This window comes from Streptomyces sp. NPDC006739 (assembly GCF_042869815.1).
In the GTDB taxonomy this organism is placed as follows: Bacteria; Actinomycetota; Actinomycetes; order Streptomycetales; family Streptomycetaceae; genus Streptomyces.
The window spans coordinates 474,899-490,599 of the sequence record NZ_JBIAGM010000001.1 but is presented as its reverse complement, the minus strand read 5'-3'; the positions used below and the strand labels follow the sequence as shown (position 1 = coordinate 490,599).

The window sequence follows — 15,701 nt, the reverse complement described above, 5'->3', positions numbered from 1 at the left end:
GGCCGTTCCCCCCGCCACCGGGAGGAACGGCCCCTCGTGCCGCTCGGGCCTGCTCGGCCTGTCGTCAGAAGCGCCGGGTGATCAGCGCCCTCTTCACTTCCTGGATCGCCTTGGTCACCTCGATACCACGCGGACAGGCGTCCGTGCAGTTGAACGTCGTACGGCAACGCCACACGCCGTCGCGGTCGTTGAGGATCTCCAGACGCTGCTCGCCCGCCTCGTCACGGCTGTCGAAGATGAAGCGGTGGGCGTTCACGATCGCGGCCGGGCCGAAGTACTGGCCGTCGTTCCAGAAGACCGGGCACGACGAGGTGCAGGCCGCGCAGAGGATGCACTTCGTCGTGTCGTCGAAGCGCTCGCGGTCCTCGGCGGACTGCAGACGCTCACGCGTCGGCTCGTTCGTCTCCTTGGTGATCAGGAACGGCATCACGTCCCGGTACGCCTGGAAGAACGGCTCCATGTCCACGACCAGGTCCTTCAGGACCGTCAGGCCCTTGATGGGCTCGATCGTGATCGGCTTCTCGGGGTTGATGTCCTTGATCAGGGTCTTGCAGGCCAGCCGGTTGCGGCCGTTGATCCGCATCGCGTCCGAACCGCAGATGCCGTGCGCGCAGGAGCGGCGGAAGGTGAGCGTGCCGTCCACGTCCCACTTGATCTTGTGCAGACCGTCGAGGACGCGCTCCTTGGGGTCGATCTCCAGCTGGAAGTCTTCCCAGACCGCCTCGGCCGCGACCTCCGGGTTGAACCGGCGGACGCGGAAGGTGACGGTGATGTACGGGGAGTCGGCGAAACCGGGCTCGGGCTGACCGGCCGCGTCTTCCTTGTCCAGAACAGGGGTTGCCATCAGTACTTACGCTCCATCGGCTGGTAGCGGGTCTGGACGACCGGCTTGTAGTCGAGACGGACGGTTTCCGAGCCGTCGGCGCCGACCTCGCGGTACGCCATGGTGTGACGCATGAAGTTGACGTCGTCGCGGTTCGGGTAGTCCTCGCGGTAGTGACCGCCGCGGGACTCCTTGCGGGCCAGCGCCGAGACGGCCATGACCTCGGCCAGGTCCAGCAGGTTGCCCAGCTCGATGGCCTCCAGCAGGTCGGTGTTGAACCGCTTGCCCTTGTCCTGGATCGCCACGTTCTTGTAGCGCTTGCGCAGCTCGGCGATCTTCTCGACCGCCGTCTTGATCGTCTGCTCGGTGCGGAAGACCATGACGTTGGCGTCCATGGTCTCCTGCAGCTCACGGCGCAGGGTCGCCACTCGCTCGTTGCCCGTGGAGGTGCGCAGCCGCTCGATCTGCTCGACGACGAGGGACTCGGGGTTCTCGGGCAGCTCGACGAAGTCGGCCTTGTGCGCGTACTCGGCGGCGGCGATGCCCGCGCGGCGGCCGAACACGTTGATGTCCAGCAGCGAGTTGGTGCCCAGACGGTTGGCGCCGTGCACCGACACGCAGGCGACCTCGCCGGCCGCGTACAGGCCAGGGACGACCGTGGTGTTGTCCGACAGGACCTCACCCTCGACGTTCGTCGGGATGCCGCCCATCGCGTAGTGGGCGGTCGGCTGGATCGGGATCGGGTCCGTGTACGGCTCGATACCGAGGTAGGTGCGCGCGAACTCGGTGATGTCCGGCAGCTTGGCGTCCAGCTGCTCCGGCGGCAGGTGCGTCAGGTCGAGGTAGACGTGGTCGCCCTCGGGACCGCAGCCGCGGCCCTCCCGGATCTCCGTGTAGATGGAGCGGGAGACGACGTCACGGGAGGCGAGGTCCTTCATGACCGGCGCGTACTTCTCCATGAAGCGCTCGCCGTCCTTGTTGCGCAGGATGCCGCCCTCACCGCGGGCGCCCTCCGTCAGCAGGATGCCCATGCGCCAGATGCCGGTCGGGTGGAACTGGAAGAACTCCATGTCCTCCAGCGGCAGCCCGCGCCGGTACACGGCGGCCTGGCCGTCACCGGTCAGGGTGTGCGCGTTCGAGGTCACCTTGAAGAACTTGCCGCAGCCGCCGGAGGCGTAGATCACGGCCTTCGCCTGGAAGACGTGGATCTCACCGGTCGCCAGCTCGTAGGCGATGACACCGGCCGACTTCTTGACGCCGTCGACCTCGGTGATCAGCTGGTCCAGGACGTAGAACTCGTTGAAGAACTCCACGCCCTCCTTGACGCAGTTCTGGTACAGCGTCTGGAGGATCATGTGGCCGGTGCGGTCGGCCGCGTAGCAGGAGCGGCGGACCGGGGCCTCGCCGTGGTTGCGGGAGTGACCGCCGAAGCGGCGCTGGTCGATGGTGCCGTTCGGCGTCCGGTTGAACGGCAGGCCCATCTTCTCCAGGTCGAGGACGGCGTCGATGGCCTCCTTCGCCAGGATCTCGGCGGCGTCCTGGTCGACCAGGTAGTCACCGCCCTTGACCGTGTCGAAGGTGTGCCACTCCCAGTTGTCCTCCTCCACGTTGGCCAGCGCGGCGGCCATGCCGCCCTGCGCGGCGCCCGTGTGGGAGCGGGTGGGGTAGAGCTTGGTCAGGACCGCGGTGCGGCTGCGCTTGGTCGACTCGATGGCCGCACGCATGCCCGCGCCGCCGGCGCCGACGATGACGGTGTCGTACTTGTGGATCTTCATGATTCTCGCAGCCCCGTGCCTAGCGGATGTTCGGGTCGAAGGTGAAGATCACCAGCGAGCCCAGCAGGATGGTGAACACCGTGGCCGTGTAGAGCAGGCCCTTGAGCCACAGCCGGGTGTTCGCCCGCTCCGCGTAGTCGTTGATGATCGTGCGCAGGCCGTTGGCGCCGTGCAGCATCGCGAGCCAGAGCATCAGCAGGTCCCAGACCTGCCAGAACGGGCTCGCCCAGCGGCCCGCCACGAAGGCGAAGCCGATCTTCGACACACCGCCGTCCAGCACGAGCTGGATCAGCAGGTGCCCGAGGACCAGGACGACCAGGACGACGCCGGACAGACGCATGAACAGCCAGGCGGCCATCTCGAAGTTGCCGCGGGTCGACCGCGGGGTCTTCTTGGTGCGCTTGCGCGGGGCCTCGATGAGGGGGGCCGGGTTGTCGACGCCGTAGAAGGCGGCGCCCTCCACGGGGCCGATGCCGGCGGCGGGGGATTCGGCGGTGACTGAGTTGTTGGACATCGGCGGCGTCAGCTCCCGAACAGGACTCGAGCGGCGTGACCGAGGACGGGGTAGATCGCGCCGGCCATCAGGACGACCCAGACGCCCACCACGGTCCACAGCATCTGCTTCTGGTAGCGCGGGCCCTTCGACCAGAAGTCGACGGCGATGACGCGCAGGCCGTTGAGCGCGTGGAAGAGGATCGCGGCGACGAGGCCGTACTCCAGCAGCGCGACGACGGGCGTCTTGTAGGTGGCTACGACCTTGTCGTAGTCCTCGGGGCTGACACGGACGAGAGCGGTGTCCAGCACATGAACGAACAGGAAGAAGAAGATGAGGACGCCGGTGACTCGGTGAGCCACCCAGGACCACATTCCTTCCCGGCCGCGGTACAGCGTTCCAGCCGGCACGGAAGAACCCTCCGAAAGCGGGGACTAGGGCCGCGCCGGCTTCACTGTCGGTCGGGCCCGGCCGGATATGGTCCACCGGCCCCCAGCATCGTAGCCATGTGCCGCGCTGTGCTTTACGGGGGGCCTACCTTGTGTGATCAATTTGGCACCGGACGGGCTACCTGCGGCGGCTGACGGGGCGGGGTGTCCTGTCGTCCGACGTGAGGCAGGTCCGCAGCCTGTGCCGCGCGAGGCGCCGCAGCTGCTCCGCCGCCACCACCCGCTCGTCCTCCGGATCGTTCGCCAAACGTGACCGGATGCCCTCCAGGATGCGGTCGAGGGTTTCGTCGGGGTGCACATCGCCCAGATAGATGACGAACGCGTGTCCGAACCGGGCTTCGTAGGCGGCGTGCGCCGCGCTCAGCGCCATGTGGGCCGCCGAGTAGGTGTCCTCCGGCAGCTCGGGCAGGGCCTCGCCCTCGAGCGCCTCCGCGAGATCCCCCGGAGACAGGTCGTACGCCGCCTCGTCCGCCGCCGCCAGCAGGGAGTCCAGGTCGGGGTAGGGGCGGTGCTCGGCCACGCGACGGGACCAGCGCAGGCTGCGCAGGCAGTGCAGGAGGAGCGCACGGGCCTCGTCGGCCGGGGCGCCGTTGAAGACGTCCAGCGGGTCGGGAAGGTACGGGAGACGGTGCGCAGGCAGCGTGGGTCCTCGCGTCACATGCGGTGTGGCAGGGGATGTTGTGAAAGGTGTGTCGACACGTTATCGAGAGCGGTCACGGTGTGTCCGACTGTTGCCCGAAATTCACTCCATCGGCAGAGTTTCGGAACGGCTCGATGACGAAGGCCGGGCGCGGGAGCCGTAGGTTGAACGGGTGACCCAGCACAAGCGCCGGGACTCGGTGCAGCAGGTGAGGCGGAAGCGGGCGATCGTCACCGGCGCGTTCGTCGGGACGGTCGCGCTCGGCGTGGGTGTGGCGGTGTGGGCCTCCACCGGCGGCGGTCCGGCCGGGGTGGCCGGGGAGGCGTCGAGGAGCGGCCCGGCGGACTCCGCGGGACGCACGGCCACTTCGCCGAGCCCCACCCCCACCCGCGTCTACCCCCTGTCCCAGGCCCCGCGCACGATACCGGCCGTTCGCTCCCACACCCCGGCGCGCGGCCCCGGCTGGCGCCCTCGCGCGGGGGAGCGCGTGGTGGTGAGCGATCCGCGGCTGGCGGACGAGGGCCGGCTGATAGCGGGGGAGCTGGGGCTGTCGTACGCGGGCGGGCGGACCGATGCGCGGCCGGGGGACGTACGGCTGGCGCTGGGCGGTGGCCAGGGCGGGAACCCGGAGTCGTACACCATGACCGTGCGGGGCGGGCAGGTCGGCATCAGCGGCCCGGCCGACGCGGGGGTGTTCTACGGCACCCGGACGCTCAAGCAGGAGGTGCACGGCGGGGGTACGGCGCCGGAGGGCGTCGTGCGGGACGAGCCGGCCAAGCCGCGGCGCGGGTTCATGCTGGACATCGCGCGCAAGCCGTTCACCGCGTCCTGGATAGAGGACCGGATCAGGGAACTCGGCGACCTGAAGTTCAACGAACTGGGGCTGCACTTCTCCGACGACCAGGGCTTCCGGATCGAGTCCGGCACCCACCCCGAGATCGTCTCGGCGAACCACCTGACCAAGGCGCAGGTCAGGCAGATCGTCGACCTGGCGGCCAGTCGGCACATCACCGTGGTGCCGGAGATCGACTCGCCCGGGCACCTGGGCGCCGTCCTCGCCGCCCACCCGGAACTGCGGCTGCGTGACGCGCGGGGCGCCGCCACGCGCGGGGCGGTCGACATCTCCGAGGCCGCCGCGGCCAGGACCGTGGACGACCTGCTGAACGAGTACGCCGGTCTGTTCCCGGGCCCCTACTGGCACCTGGGCGGCGACGAGTACCAGGCGCTCACCGCGGCCGACCCGCAGGCCTCCTACCCGCAGCTGGCCGCCGCCGCCCGGCAGGCCTACGGCTCCGGCGGCACCGTCGCCGACCTCGCCACCGGGTGGCTGAACGGCCGCGCCGGCACCGTCCGCGCCCACGACCGGACCATGCGGGTGTGGAACGACGGCTTCTTCCGCGGCACCTCCGTACCGGCCGCCAGGGACCTGGAGGTGGCCTACTGGACCGGCAAGGAGATCGGCGCCCGGCCGCCGGCGGCCTACCTGGGCGAGGGGCGGAAGGTGCTCAACTACAACGACGAGTTCCTCTACTACGTCCTCGGCCAGCCGCAGACCTTCGTCTACCCGACCGGACAGCGCATCTACGAGCAGTGGACCCCGCGCATGCTGCGCGGCACGACCGAGGTCCCGGCGCGGTACGACGGGCAGATCCTCGGCGGTTCGTTCGCCGTCTGGTGCGACTTCGCCGGCTCGCAGACGCAGGATCAGGTCGCCGCCGGCATCCGGATGCCGCTGCGGGCCACCGTGCAGAAACTGTGGGACCCGGGCCGGCCCGCGATGTCCTGGACCGCCTTCGAGGCCCTGGCGAACCGGCTGGGCTGACGGAGTGGACGGGCGGCGGTTGACGATGGCCGAAAACCGCTGGCTGTGACACTCCCGCCCCGTCGCACGCAGTAAGGGGAAGTGCGGGCTCCGTAAAGATCGGCGCCCTGGCGAGGGAGGCGTGGATGAGCCTGGTGGAACTGATCGCTCAGGCCGACGAACGCGGACTGGCCGCCAGCGGTTTGGCTTGTCTTGACCGGTGCGTGCCCCTGCTGGGCGGCGACGACGAGGCGCTGCGCCCGCTGTGGGGGAGCCTGGCGGACGACGCCGACTGGGGACAGGCCCTGGACAAGGCGCGCGCAGCGCTCGGCGGCACCGGCGCCGAGGAGCCCGGCGAGGACGAGGCCGTACGCCTCACCCGCCGCATGCTCGACGCCGCCCCGGACGCGAGCACCGGGGCCGGGCTGCGGCTGTGGGCGGACGGCTGCTCGGTCGCCTCGCTGCAGGTCCACCGGCTCCTCGACCCGGCCGAGGACGGCACCTCGGTCGACTCCCGCCGCGAAGGCCGCACCGACGGCATGTCCCCCCTGGTCGCCGCCGAGCTGCGCCGCCAGGTCGCCGTCCTCGAACTGCTCGCCGGCCACGGCAAGGCCGGGCTGCGCGGGGCGCTGGAGGTGTCGACCGAGGGACGGCGGGTGCTGCGCGCGGTGGTCTCCCGGCGCGCCCGGGGCCGGGGCTGACGGGCGGGCCGGCCGGCGGACGGGCTGTTGGGCGGGCGCCTCACAGCACCAGCCACTTCACCACCGCGTCCCCGTGCTCGGCGGCCGTGGCGTAGAAGGTCCGCAGGTCCCGGTGGGCGGCGGCGAAGGTGCCCCGGGTCCGCGGTTCGGCGCCCGCGCCGCCGTAGCGGGGGAGCAGGTCGGCGCGGGCGAGGTGCCACAGCGCCGCGAAGTCGGCCGTGCCGAGGAAACCGGCGACCCGCTCCGCCTCGGCGGCGGTGAGCAGCAGGAACGGCGGCCGGGGGCCGGAGTGGAAGACCGGCCGGCCGCCGAGGATCACGTCGGCGCGCGGACCGTCCTCGGCGGGGTACGGCGGCGAGCCGGCGTAGAGCAGTTCGTGGTCCAGGTAGCGCCGGTCCAGGATCTCCTCCCGGTGCCGGCGCACGCGTCCCCGGACGGTGTCCCGGTCGTCCCGGAACAGCCGCTCCAGCGAGCGCACGTCGTCGCGTAACTCCGTGGGCCGCACCGCCCGCAGATGGAACGCCATAGTCGGCACAGTCATCGTCAGCTTGCAGCGCACGGCGGAGGCGGAACGTCACTCCAGCTCCAAACCCGGTCCCCCGGGTGGGTCCTGTGAGCGTCGTGCGGTGGAGGCGGGGCGGCCTTGCGCCGGTCCTGCGCCGGTTGCGGAAACGGTACGGATCGCCGTGACGAAAGCCCCGCCCGGACCGCTTTTCCCTATGTGACAGCCCAGTACGTGACAGCACAGCAGGAGACCAGGCCGCACGCCGCCGCCAAGCCCGTCCGGTGGGCGGCGGACGCGGTGGCGACGATGCGCGAGGGCGCCCGGGTGCGGCTCGACTACTCGGCACAGAGCCTGTGGCGGGTCGACCGGATCATCGAGGAGATACGGCGCGAGGGCCCGCCGCAGGCCGCCGTCGAGGGCGCGCTGCGCGGCTTCGGGGCGTACGCCGGTGAGGTCATCGTCCGCCAGACCGGCGCCGAGTGGTGGGCGACCGGCGGCGACCACTGGATCCGCACCCCCGACGGCAGGCTCTGGGACCCGCTCGACGAGGCCCGCCGCTGCTACGCCGGCCACGGCTCGCTGCGGCTGCTGTGCCGGGACGCGACGGCGGCTCACTAGCCCCCGGCGTCCTGGCCCGGCCGCCCGAACGGACCGGGCAGTGACACTTCCGTCCGGTCCGACGCAGATGACCTTGGGACGAGGAAGCGGTTTCTTGGGCCAGGGAGGGGACAGCCGCCGCGTGCAGGCGTACGACGGGGAACTGGGCGAGGCGGTCGCGCGCGCCCAGGACGGGGACGAGGCCGCCTTCGCGCTGGCCTATCGCCTCGTCCAGCCCGGCCTGCTCGGCTATCTGCGCGGACTCGTCGGACAGGACGCCGAGGACGTGGCCTCCGACGCCTGGCTGGAGATCGCCCGGGACCTGGGACGGTTCACGGGCGACGGCGCCGGGTTCCGGGGCTGGACCGCGACCATCGCCCGGCACCGGGCCCTGGACCATCTGCGCCGGCAGCGGGTACGGCCCCGGTCGGCGGCGCTCGAACCGGACGTACTGGACCTGGCCGCCCCGCACAGCACGTACGACCAGGCGCTGGAGTCCCTCTCCACCGAGTACGCCCTCGAACTGATCCGGAGTCTGCCGCGTGACCAGGCCGAGGCCGTGCTGCTCCGGGTGGTCGTCGGCCTCGACGGCCCCTCCTGCGCCCGCGTCCTCGGCAAACGCCCCGGCGCCGTGCGCACGGCCGCGCACCGGGGGCTGAAGCGGCTCGCCCGCCAAGTGGGTGTCCGGGGCGCCCCGGACGGGGGTGTGACGGAAGCGGACGCCCGGACGCTGGGGGAGTCGGACGTCCGGAACGCCGACGGCGCGGCGGACGCGGCCGGCGCGATCGAGGCGGCCGGTGCGGCCGAGGTGACGGACCGGGACAAGGACCGGGACAGGGACAGGGACGGGTTGGGGCATGGGTGAACGGCAGGGCGACCGCGGGCTCCTCGGCCGTACGCCCGACGCCGGGCTGCCGGACCGGCTCGCCGCCGCGCTGCGGCCGGCCCACATCGACCCGGAGCGCGAACGCCGGGCCGTGGCCGCGTTCCGCGCCGCCCGGGAGGCGGGACCGCACCGGGCACGGAACCGGCGCCGCTACGACTGGCGGCCCCGCGCGGCGCGCCGGCCGCGGCTCTCGGTGAGGGCCACGCTCTCGGTGCTCCTGGCGAGCCTCATGCTGGGCGGTGTCGCCTTCGCGGCGATCGACTCGGCGGACCACGGCGCGGGCGACGGACACGAGGTGCGTCCCTCGCCGACCGCCCCGGAACGCCCGGGCACCACCAAGGGCAGGAACGGCGACACGTACAAGCCGGGCACATCGTCCATGGCGGGCAAGCCTGCCAAGCAGAACAAGGGCAACAAGGGCAACAAATCCGGCAAGGCCAAGAAGTCGAAGAAGGCCGGGAAGGCCGGGAAGGCCGCCAAGCCGAAGAAGGCCAAGAAGACGAAGACGACCCAGAAAGACCAGGTCAAGAAGGCGAAGAAGGCCAAGAAGGTCCACGGACCCGAGAAGCCCGGGTGAGCGTCGAGGCAACGGCCGGAGCCGCCACCCCCCACAGGAGAGGCCCCGGCCGTCGCGCTCCACGGGCCGCGCGGCGACCCGTACTCTCTTCAGCGCCAGGGGTGCGTTTTCTGTCACACCGCGCCACTACGTACCGCGTCACGAGTTAGTTGCATCTTGGACGGACATGGACGAGGAGCGGTTTCAGGTCGTAACGTGCCTTTCGCCGACCATCTGACTGAGGAACGACGGGTGCTGGGGGACGACGCGGAGCTGACCGCCGCGGTGCGTGCGGCACAGGACGGGGACGAGACCGCGTTCCGTACCGTGTACCGCGCGGTGCACCCGCGGCTGCTGGGCTACGTGCGGACACTGGTCGGGGACGCGGACGCCGAGGACGTGGCCTCCGAGGCCTGGCTGCAGATCGCCCGGGACCTGGACCGGTTCAGCGGCGACGCGGACCGGTTCCGCGGCTGGGCGGCCCGGATCGCCCGCAACCGCGCCCTGGACCACATACGGATGCGCGGCCGCCGCCCCGCGATCGGCGGCGACGAGACGGAACTGACCGGCCGGGCCGCCGAGTCCGACACCGCGGGCGAGGCCATCGAGGCGCTGGCCACCGGCACCACCCTCTCCCTGATCGCGCGGCTCCCGCAGGACCAGGCCGAGGCGGTCGTCCTGCGCGTGGTGGTGGGCCTCGACGCCAAGACCGCCGCCGAGACGCTCGGCAAGCGCGCGGGCGCCGTACGCACCGCCGCGCACCGGGGTCTGAAGCGGCTCGCGGAGCTGCTCGGCGACGATCCGGAATCCGCCGGAGTGCTCGACGCGCTCCCGCCCCAGCGAGAACCGCGCGGTGGCGCGGTGACGTCCGCCACTGTGACGCATACGCGTGCGCGGACGCAGAAGGACATGTGATGGCCGACGAGCACAACAAGTGGCTGAACCGGGAGACGGCGGAACGTCTGCTGAGCGGTGAGTCGCTGGAAGCCGTCGACGCCTCCGCCCGTGACCAGGCAGAACGGCTCGCCAAGACGCTCGGCGCACTCTCCGTCGACCCTGCCCCGGACGGCGTTGAACTCCCCGGCGAGGCCGCCGCGCTGGCCGCCTTCCGCAAGGTGCGCGAGGCCGCGGACGCCGAGCGGGCCGCAGCCGGCGCCCTCCACCGGGACCCCGCGCAGCACTCCGTCCAGGCCCCCGGCGGCACCGACGCCGGCCTGTTCCGCATCACCGGAGCGGCGCGTAGCGGAGGCCGCTCCCGCCGCCCCCGCTGGGCCCGTCCGGCGCGGCTGGCGCTGGCCGCGGCGCTGGCCGCCGGCACGCTCGGCGGGGTCGCCGTGGCCGCCGGCGCCGGAGTGCTGCCGACACCCTTCGGTGGCGACGACCACCCCGGTCCCGCGGCCTCCGTCTCGGCCGCAGTGACCCCCGACCGCCCGCTCGGCCCGCCCTCCCCGCAGAGCACCGGCGGCACCGGAACCGGCCCGGCCACACCGAGCGGTACGGCAAGCGGCTCCCCCGGTGGCTCCGGCCTCTCCGGCACCGCGACGCCGAGCCCCGACGGGAGCCAGGGCGGCGGCAAGGACCAGGGCACCCCCGGCTCCGCGGGCGCCTCGGCCGGCACCTGGTGGAGCGGGGCCGCCGAGGCCTGTCGCGCCATCCGGGACGGCAGACCCCTGGGTGACGACCGCAAGCACGTCCTGGAGGGCGTGGCGGGAGGCTCCTGGCGGGTGAAGAAGTACTGCCAGGTCGTCCTCGGCGGCGCCGGTGGCACCTTGGACGGCTGGAACGGCTCGGGCGGCGGCGGCCAGGACGACGGGAACGGCGGCTCCGGCGGCCGGGGCGGTGACGGCGACGGCCGCGGGGGCGACGGGCACGGCGACCACCACCAGGACGGCGGCGCCTCTCCGGCCCCGACGCTCCTCGGCCAGCAGCCCCACCCCCGGCGGATCAGCTCCCCGCTGCCTGCGCCGAGCCCCTCGTACTCGGCGCTCTGACCTGCGCTTTTCCCTCGCGTTCGGATGGTGTCGAAGTTTTTTCGCGACGGGTGTGACGTTTTCGGCCGTCGGGACGCAGTACTGAGTGAGCCGACTGGTCATCGGCCGTCGCACTGAGCCGGGGTTCCCCCCGTACCTACGGCTCGTGCACCTGGCGCGGGCGGGACACGTTCCCCCGGTCCCGCCCGCGCCCCACACTCCTCACTCCCTCACCAGGAGACGACGACCTTGTCACCGGTCCTCGCCTGCGCGAACAGCGCCGCGATCGCCGTCTCGTCCCGCACGTTCACACAGCCGTGGGAGCCACCCGCGTAACCGCGCGCCGCGAAGTCGTACGAATAGTGCACCGCTTCGCCGCCGCTGAAGAACATCGCGTACGGCATCGGGGAGTGGTAGAGCGTCGACACGTGGTGCCGTGACTTCCAGTAGACGTGGAACACGCCCTCGCGGGTCGGGGTGTGCTCCGTCCCGAAGCGGACCGCCATCGTCGACAGGGTCTGTCCGTCCACCATCCAGCGCAGCGTCCGGCTGGTCTTGCTGATGCACAGCACCCGTCCGGTCAGACAGCGCGGATCGGGCGCGGCGGCCGGCTGACCGCCCATCAGGTACAGCTCCCACCGGCCCGGCGGGTGCGTCATGCCCAGCAGCCGCCGCCAGGTCTCGGTGTCGGTCCGTCCCGTCTCGGGCAGTCCGCGTCTGCCCTGGAAGCCCCTGACGGCCCGCTCGGTCAGGTCGTCGTAGTTCCCCGTCGGCCCGTCGAACAGCCAGTCCACCTGGCGCAGCCGGGCCTGGAGTTCCCGCACGCCGGTGCCCGCGTCACCACGGGACCACAGGACGTCCGTAGCGGCGGGGTCCGCCGGGCCGGCGGACTCCGGAAGGGCTGGGCCGGACGCCCGGCCGGTGGGCAGCCCGGCCCGTACCGGTGGGTGGTTCTTGCCGTCCGTGTCCGCGGGCCGCACCGTGCAGCCGCACAGGACGGTCAGCGCGACGGCGGAGACGAGTGCGGCGATCGGTCGTCCGAGACTGCCCATGCCGGAGATGCTTCCCCCGCGTGAGGGCCGCCGAACAACCGGGCATGGTGGGAAGTAACTGGACGTACTGCCGAGGGTCTGCGGAGGCATCCACCATGACGCGTGAGTCGGAGTCCGGGCTGCCGATCGAGCCGGTCTACGGGCCCGGGGACCTGACCGGCTGGGACCCGGCGCACAAGCTGGGCGAGCCGGGCGCCTACCCCTTCACCCGGGGTGTGTACCCGACCATGTACACCGGCCGCCCCTGGACCATGCGCCAGTACGCCGGTTTCGGCACGGCGACCGAGTCCAACGCCCGCTACCGGCAGCTCATCGAGCACGGCACCACGGGCCTGTCCGTCGCCTTCGACCTGCCCACCCAGATGGGCCACGACTCCGACGCGCCCCTCGCCCACGGCGAGGTCGGCAAGGTCGGGGTGGCCATCGACTCGGTCGACGACATGCGGGTGCTGTTCGACCGGATCCCGCTGGACCAGGTCTCGACCTCGATGACGATCAACGCACCGGCCGCCGTCCTGCTGCTGCTCTACCAGCTGGTGGCGGAGGAGCAGGGAGTCGCCGCCGACCGCCTGACCGGCACCATCCAGAACGACGTCCTCAAGGAGTACATCGCCCGGGGCACGTACATCTTCCCGCCGAAGCCCTCGCTGCGGCTGACCGCCGACATCTTCCGGTACTGCGGCGCCGAGATCCCGAGGTGGAACACGATCTCGATCTCCGGCTACCACATGGCCGAGGCGGGAGCCTCCCCCGCGCAGGAGATCGCCTTCACCCTCGCGGACGGCATCGAGTACGTCCGTACGGCGGTCTCGGCCGGCATGGACGTCGACGACTTCGGCCCCCGTCTGTCGTTCTTCTTCGTGGCCCGTACGACGCTGCTGGAGGAGGTCGCCAAGTTCCGTGCCGCGCGCCGGATCTGGGCGCGGGTGATGCGGGAGGAGTTCGGCGCGAGGAACCCCAAGTCGCTGATGCTGCGCTTCCACACCCAGACGGCCGGGGTCCAGCTGACCGCCCAGCAGCCGGAGGTGAACCTGGTCCGGGTCGCCGTCCAGGCCCTCGCGGCCGTCCTCGGCGGCACCCAGTCCCTGCACACCAACTCCTTCGACGAAGCGCTCGCGCTGCCCACCGACAGGTCCGCGCGGCTGGCGCTGCGCACCCAGCAGGTGCTGGCGTACGAGACGGACGTCCCGGCGACCGTCGACCCCTTCGCGGGCTCCTACGCGGTGGAGCGGATGACGGACGACGTGGAGGCGGCGGCCGTGGACCTCATGCGCAGGGTCGAGGACCTGGGCGGCGCGGTGGCGGCGATCGAGCGGGGCTTCCAGAAGGAGGAGATCGAACGCCACGCCTACCGCATCGCGCGGGAGACCGACTCCGGCGAACGGGTGGTGGTCGGCGTCAACCGCTTCCGCGCGGACGAGGAGGAGCCGTACGAGCCGCTGCGCGTCGACCCGGCGATCGAGGCCCAGCAGGTGGAACGCCTCACCCGGCTCCGTGCCGGCCGGGACGAGGGCGCGGTGCGCTCGGCGCTGGCCGCCCTGAAGAAGGCGGCGGAGGGGGAGGACAACGTCCTGTACCCGATGAAGGAGGCGCTGCGGGCACGGGGGACGGTGGGGGAGGTGTGCGGTGCCCTCCGGGAGGTGTGGGGGGCTTATGAGGCGGGGGATGGGTTCTGAGCCGCGTGACTCGTCCGAATGGGTGATCGTGGACGGAATCCACACCTGCCCGGTTACGCTCGTGGAGTGTGTCCCCGGAAGGAGGGTGCCGTGGCCGTGATGCTGCACGAGTCGCCGCTTACTGAAGCCGCCGACCGGCTCCGGGAGGAGCTGCCCGGGCACCGGGTGGAGATCCTCAACGGGAGCATTGTCGTGACACCGCCTCCGGACGGACCTCATCAGATGACACTGACCTGGCTCATTGAGGAGTTCGCGAGGGCCCGGGCCAGGCAGGCGGGTCTCAGATACGTGCAGGGCATCGGTTTGTGGCTGCCCACCGGGCCCGACGACTACGCGGTGCCGGATTTCAGCGTGGTCGACGCCGGCTTCACCGACGCGTTGGCGGAGAAGAACTGCTACGCACCGCACGTGTTCCGTCTGGTGGTGGAGGTGACCTCCTCCAACTGGACGAACGACACCGCTGCCAAGGTCGACGTCTACGCCCGTGCGGGGATCCCCTCGTATCTCGTCGCCGACCGCACACACGACGAAGTCCTCCTCTACACCGACCCCGCCGACGGCAAGTACCCCGACCCCGCCCGCTACAAGCGGGGCCGGAGCGTCCCCGTTCCGGAGTCCGTCGGTGTGAGTCTCGAACTCTCCGTCGACACCCTTCTCGACGGCGACGACTGACCCCGCCGGCCCCGCTAGCGGACCGGCCGGGCCCCCGCGCGGGCCCTGCGGATCGCGCGGGTGACCACCGGTGGCAGCAGGTCCACGGCCAGGCGCCGGGCCGGTGAGAGCACCGACCGCGCCGTCGGCTCGGCACCCGCGTGGACCGGTTCGGGCGTCGGCGTCGGCTCCGCGTGGCGGGAGGGCGGGAAGGGCGGGGCCTGCATCCCCTTCGACTTGAGTCGGATGATCCGGTGCCCCGCCGCCTCCTGGACACTGAGATGACAGTCGTCCCGCCCCCGGACCATCGCCAGCAGATCCTCCTGCACCCGCTCCGGGTCGTCCCAGGTGCCGTACAGCTTCTGCGTGCTCAGACAGACCGGACGCAGCCCCCGGTTGAGGACCGCCTCCCAGGCGGCGATGGAGACCCCGGGTGTGTGCTCGGAGCGGAAGTCGTCCACGACGACCACCCCGCCCGGCAGCAGCGCCTCCCGCGCCGTGCCTATGTCGTCGTACACGTGCTCGTACAGATGGGAGGCGTCGACGTGCACGAACCGGCAGGTGCGGGGCGGGACCTCGCCCCGCACCAGGGAGCTGGGGCCCTGCAGGACACGGGGCAGCTCGTCGTGGAAGGAGAGGTAGTTGTCCTCGAAGACCCGCCGGGTGAGCCGGTGGTACGACTTCGTCGCCTCCGCCCGGTTGGCGTCGTCCGGGGCGTCGCCCTCGAACAGGTCGCACACCGTGTACCGCTCCCCGTCCCGCAGATGACGGCCGGTGAATATCGCGCTCTTGCCCATGTACACCCCGACCTCCAGCAGATCACCCCGCACTCCCGCGGACTCCTGCCGGTTCAGGAACCAGTCGAAGAGCATCTGGTCGAGCACGGGGAACCAGCCGGGGACGTCGTCGAGCCGGCGCGGCGGGCGGGTCGTTTCCTGCGTGGTGACCATGTGGAGGAGGCACTCCCTCGATACGGCGGTCTGTGGAAACCCCGCGGAAAGCCTGTGGTGGGGGGGGGGGGGGGGGGGGGGGCGGCGCCCCCCCCCCCCCCCCCCCCCCCCCCGCGACCGCCATCGGCGCGGTCGGCGCGCTGCTCGCGCTCACCGGCACCGACTCGCCGCTGCGC

General features: G+C 71.9%; 17 protein-coding genes. 9 read left to right on the top strand and 8 right to left on the bottom strand.

The features are described from left to right. Positions 1-64: 64 nt before the first annotated feature. From ACFYMM_RS02280 to ACFYMM_RS02260, 5 genes are all read right to left on the bottom strand, one after another. Entirely contained in the window at positions 65-844 is a 780-nt protein-coding gene (locus ACFYMM_RS02280) for a succinate dehydrogenase iron-sulfur subunit (RefSeq protein ID WP_388382947.1), read from the bottom strand. Beyond that, the gene (sdhA, locus tag ACFYMM_RS02275) at positions 844-2,598 is read right to left on the bottom strand and encodes a succinate dehydrogenase flavoprotein subunit (protein WP_388382946.1); all 1,755 of its coding nucleotides are present in this window, start codon (positions 2,596-2,598) and stop codon (positions 844-846) included. The genes ACFYMM_RS02280 and sdhA overlap by 1 nt, the downstream gene beginning before the upstream one ends. Before the next feature lie 19 nt (positions 2,599-2,617). Then, entirely contained in the window at positions 2,618-3,112 is a 495-nt protein-coding gene (locus ACFYMM_RS02270) for a succinate dehydrogenase hydrophobic membrane anchor subunit (RefSeq protein WP_388382944.1), read from the bottom strand. A gap of 8 nt (positions 3,113-3,120) precedes the next feature. After that, the gene (gene sdhC, locus ACFYMM_RS02265; protein WP_388382942.1) at positions 3,121-3,501 is read right to left on the bottom strand and encodes a succinate dehydrogenase, cytochrome b556 subunit; all 381 of its coding nucleotides are present in this window, start codon (positions 3,499-3,501) and stop codon (positions 3,121-3,123) included. Positions 3,502-3,658: 157 nt separating this feature from the next. Then, positions 3,659-4,198 carry a 2-oxo-4-hydroxy-4-carboxy-5-ureidoimidazoline decarboxylase gene (locus tag ACFYMM_RS02260; RefSeq protein ID WP_388382941.1) on the bottom strand — a complete coding sequence of 180 codons (540 nt, stop codon included), beginning with the start codon at positions 4,196-4,198 and terminating at the stop codon, positions 3,659-3,661. 154 nt (positions 4,199-4,352) lie between these two features. Here ACFYMM_RS02260 and ACFYMM_RS02255 point away from each other — a divergent pair, with 154 nt between their 5' ends. After that, positions 4,353-6,002 (top strand): glycoside hydrolase family 20 protein, encoded by a 1,650-nt coding sequence (locus ACFYMM_RS02255; protein ID WP_388382940.1) that lies wholly within the window; start codon positions 4,353-4,355, stop codon positions 6,000-6,002. A 125-nt stretch (positions 6,003-6,127) separates the two neighbouring features. Continuing rightward, entirely contained in the window at positions 6,128-6,682 is a 555-nt protein-coding gene (locus ACFYMM_RS02250; protein ID WP_388382938.1) for a hypothetical protein, read from the top strand. A gap of 40 nt (positions 6,683-6,722) precedes the next feature. On the opposite strand, the gene ACFYMM_RS02245 is transcribed toward ACFYMM_RS02250, so the two are convergent. Next, positions 6,723-7,223 (bottom strand): DUF1877 domain-containing protein, encoded by a 501-nt coding sequence (locus tag ACFYMM_RS02245; protein WP_388382936.1) that lies wholly within the window; start codon positions 7,221-7,223, stop codon positions 6,723-6,725. 195 nt (positions 7,224-7,418) lie between these two features. Between ACFYMM_RS02245 and ACFYMM_RS02240 the strand changes: the two genes are divergently transcribed. From ACFYMM_RS02240 to ACFYMM_RS02220, 5 genes are all read left to right on the top strand, one after another. Beyond that, on the top strand, positions 7,419-7,805 hold the full coding sequence (locus ACFYMM_RS02240) for a hypothetical protein (RefSeq protein WP_388382934.1): 387 nt from the start codon (positions 7,419-7,421) through the stop codon (positions 7,803-7,805). A gap of 94 nt (positions 7,806-7,899) precedes the next feature. Beyond that, positions 7,900-8,649 carry an RNA polymerase sigma factor gene (locus ACFYMM_RS02235; protein WP_388382933.1) on the top strand — a complete coding sequence of 250 codons (750 nt, stop codon included), beginning with the start codon at positions 7,900-7,902 and terminating at the stop codon, positions 8,647-8,649. Beyond that, positions 8,642-9,247 carry a hypothetical protein gene (locus tag ACFYMM_RS02230; protein WP_388382931.1) on the top strand — a complete coding sequence of 202 codons (606 nt, stop codon included), beginning with the start codon at positions 8,642-8,644 and terminating at the stop codon, positions 9,245-9,247. Before ACFYMM_RS02235 ends, ACFYMM_RS02230 begins: the two co-directional genes overlap by 8 nt. Positions 9,248-9,478: 231 nt before the next feature. Next, positions 9,479-10,141, top strand: a complete 663-nt coding sequence (locus tag ACFYMM_RS02225; protein WP_388382929.1) for an RNA polymerase sigma factor — start codon at positions 9,479-9,481, stop codon at positions 10,139-10,141. Further along, entirely contained in the window at positions 10,141-11,217 is a 1,077-nt protein-coding gene (locus ACFYMM_RS02220) for a hypothetical protein (protein ID WP_388382926.1), read from the top strand. The genes ACFYMM_RS02225 and ACFYMM_RS02220 overlap by 1 nt, the downstream gene beginning before the upstream one ends. 209 nt (positions 11,218-11,426) lie before the next feature. On the opposite strand, the gene ACFYMM_RS02215 is transcribed toward ACFYMM_RS02220, so the two are convergent. Then, positions 11,427-12,248, bottom strand: a complete 822-nt coding sequence (locus ACFYMM_RS02215) for a L,D-transpeptidase family protein (protein ID WP_388382924.1) — start codon at positions 12,246-12,248, stop codon at positions 11,427-11,429. A 95-nt stretch (positions 12,249-12,343) separates the two neighbouring features. On the opposite strand from ACFYMM_RS02215, the gene ACFYMM_RS02210 reads away from it, so the two are divergent. Together ACFYMM_RS02210 and ACFYMM_RS02205 are read left to right on the top strand one after the other, a co-directional pair. Beyond that, positions 12,344-13,924, top strand: coding sequence for a methylmalonyl-CoA mutase (locus tag ACFYMM_RS02210; RefSeq protein ID WP_388382922.1), 1,581 nt, complete (start codon positions 12,344-12,346; stop codon positions 13,922-13,924). Positions 13,925-14,014: 90 nt separating this feature from the next. Beyond that, on the top strand, positions 14,015-14,596 hold the full coding sequence (locus ACFYMM_RS02205) for a Uma2 family endonuclease (protein WP_388382920.1): 582 nt from the start codon (positions 14,015-14,017) through the stop codon (positions 14,594-14,596). A 14-nt stretch (positions 14,597-14,610) separates the two neighbouring features. On the opposite strand, the gene ACFYMM_RS02200 is transcribed toward ACFYMM_RS02205, so the two are convergent. After that, complete coding sequence (locus ACFYMM_RS02200; RefSeq protein ID WP_388382918.1) at positions 14,611-15,525, bottom strand: class I SAM-dependent methyltransferase; 915 nt, start codon at positions 15,523-15,525, stop codon at positions 14,611-14,613. Positions 15,526-15,701 lie beyond the last annotated feature (176 nt).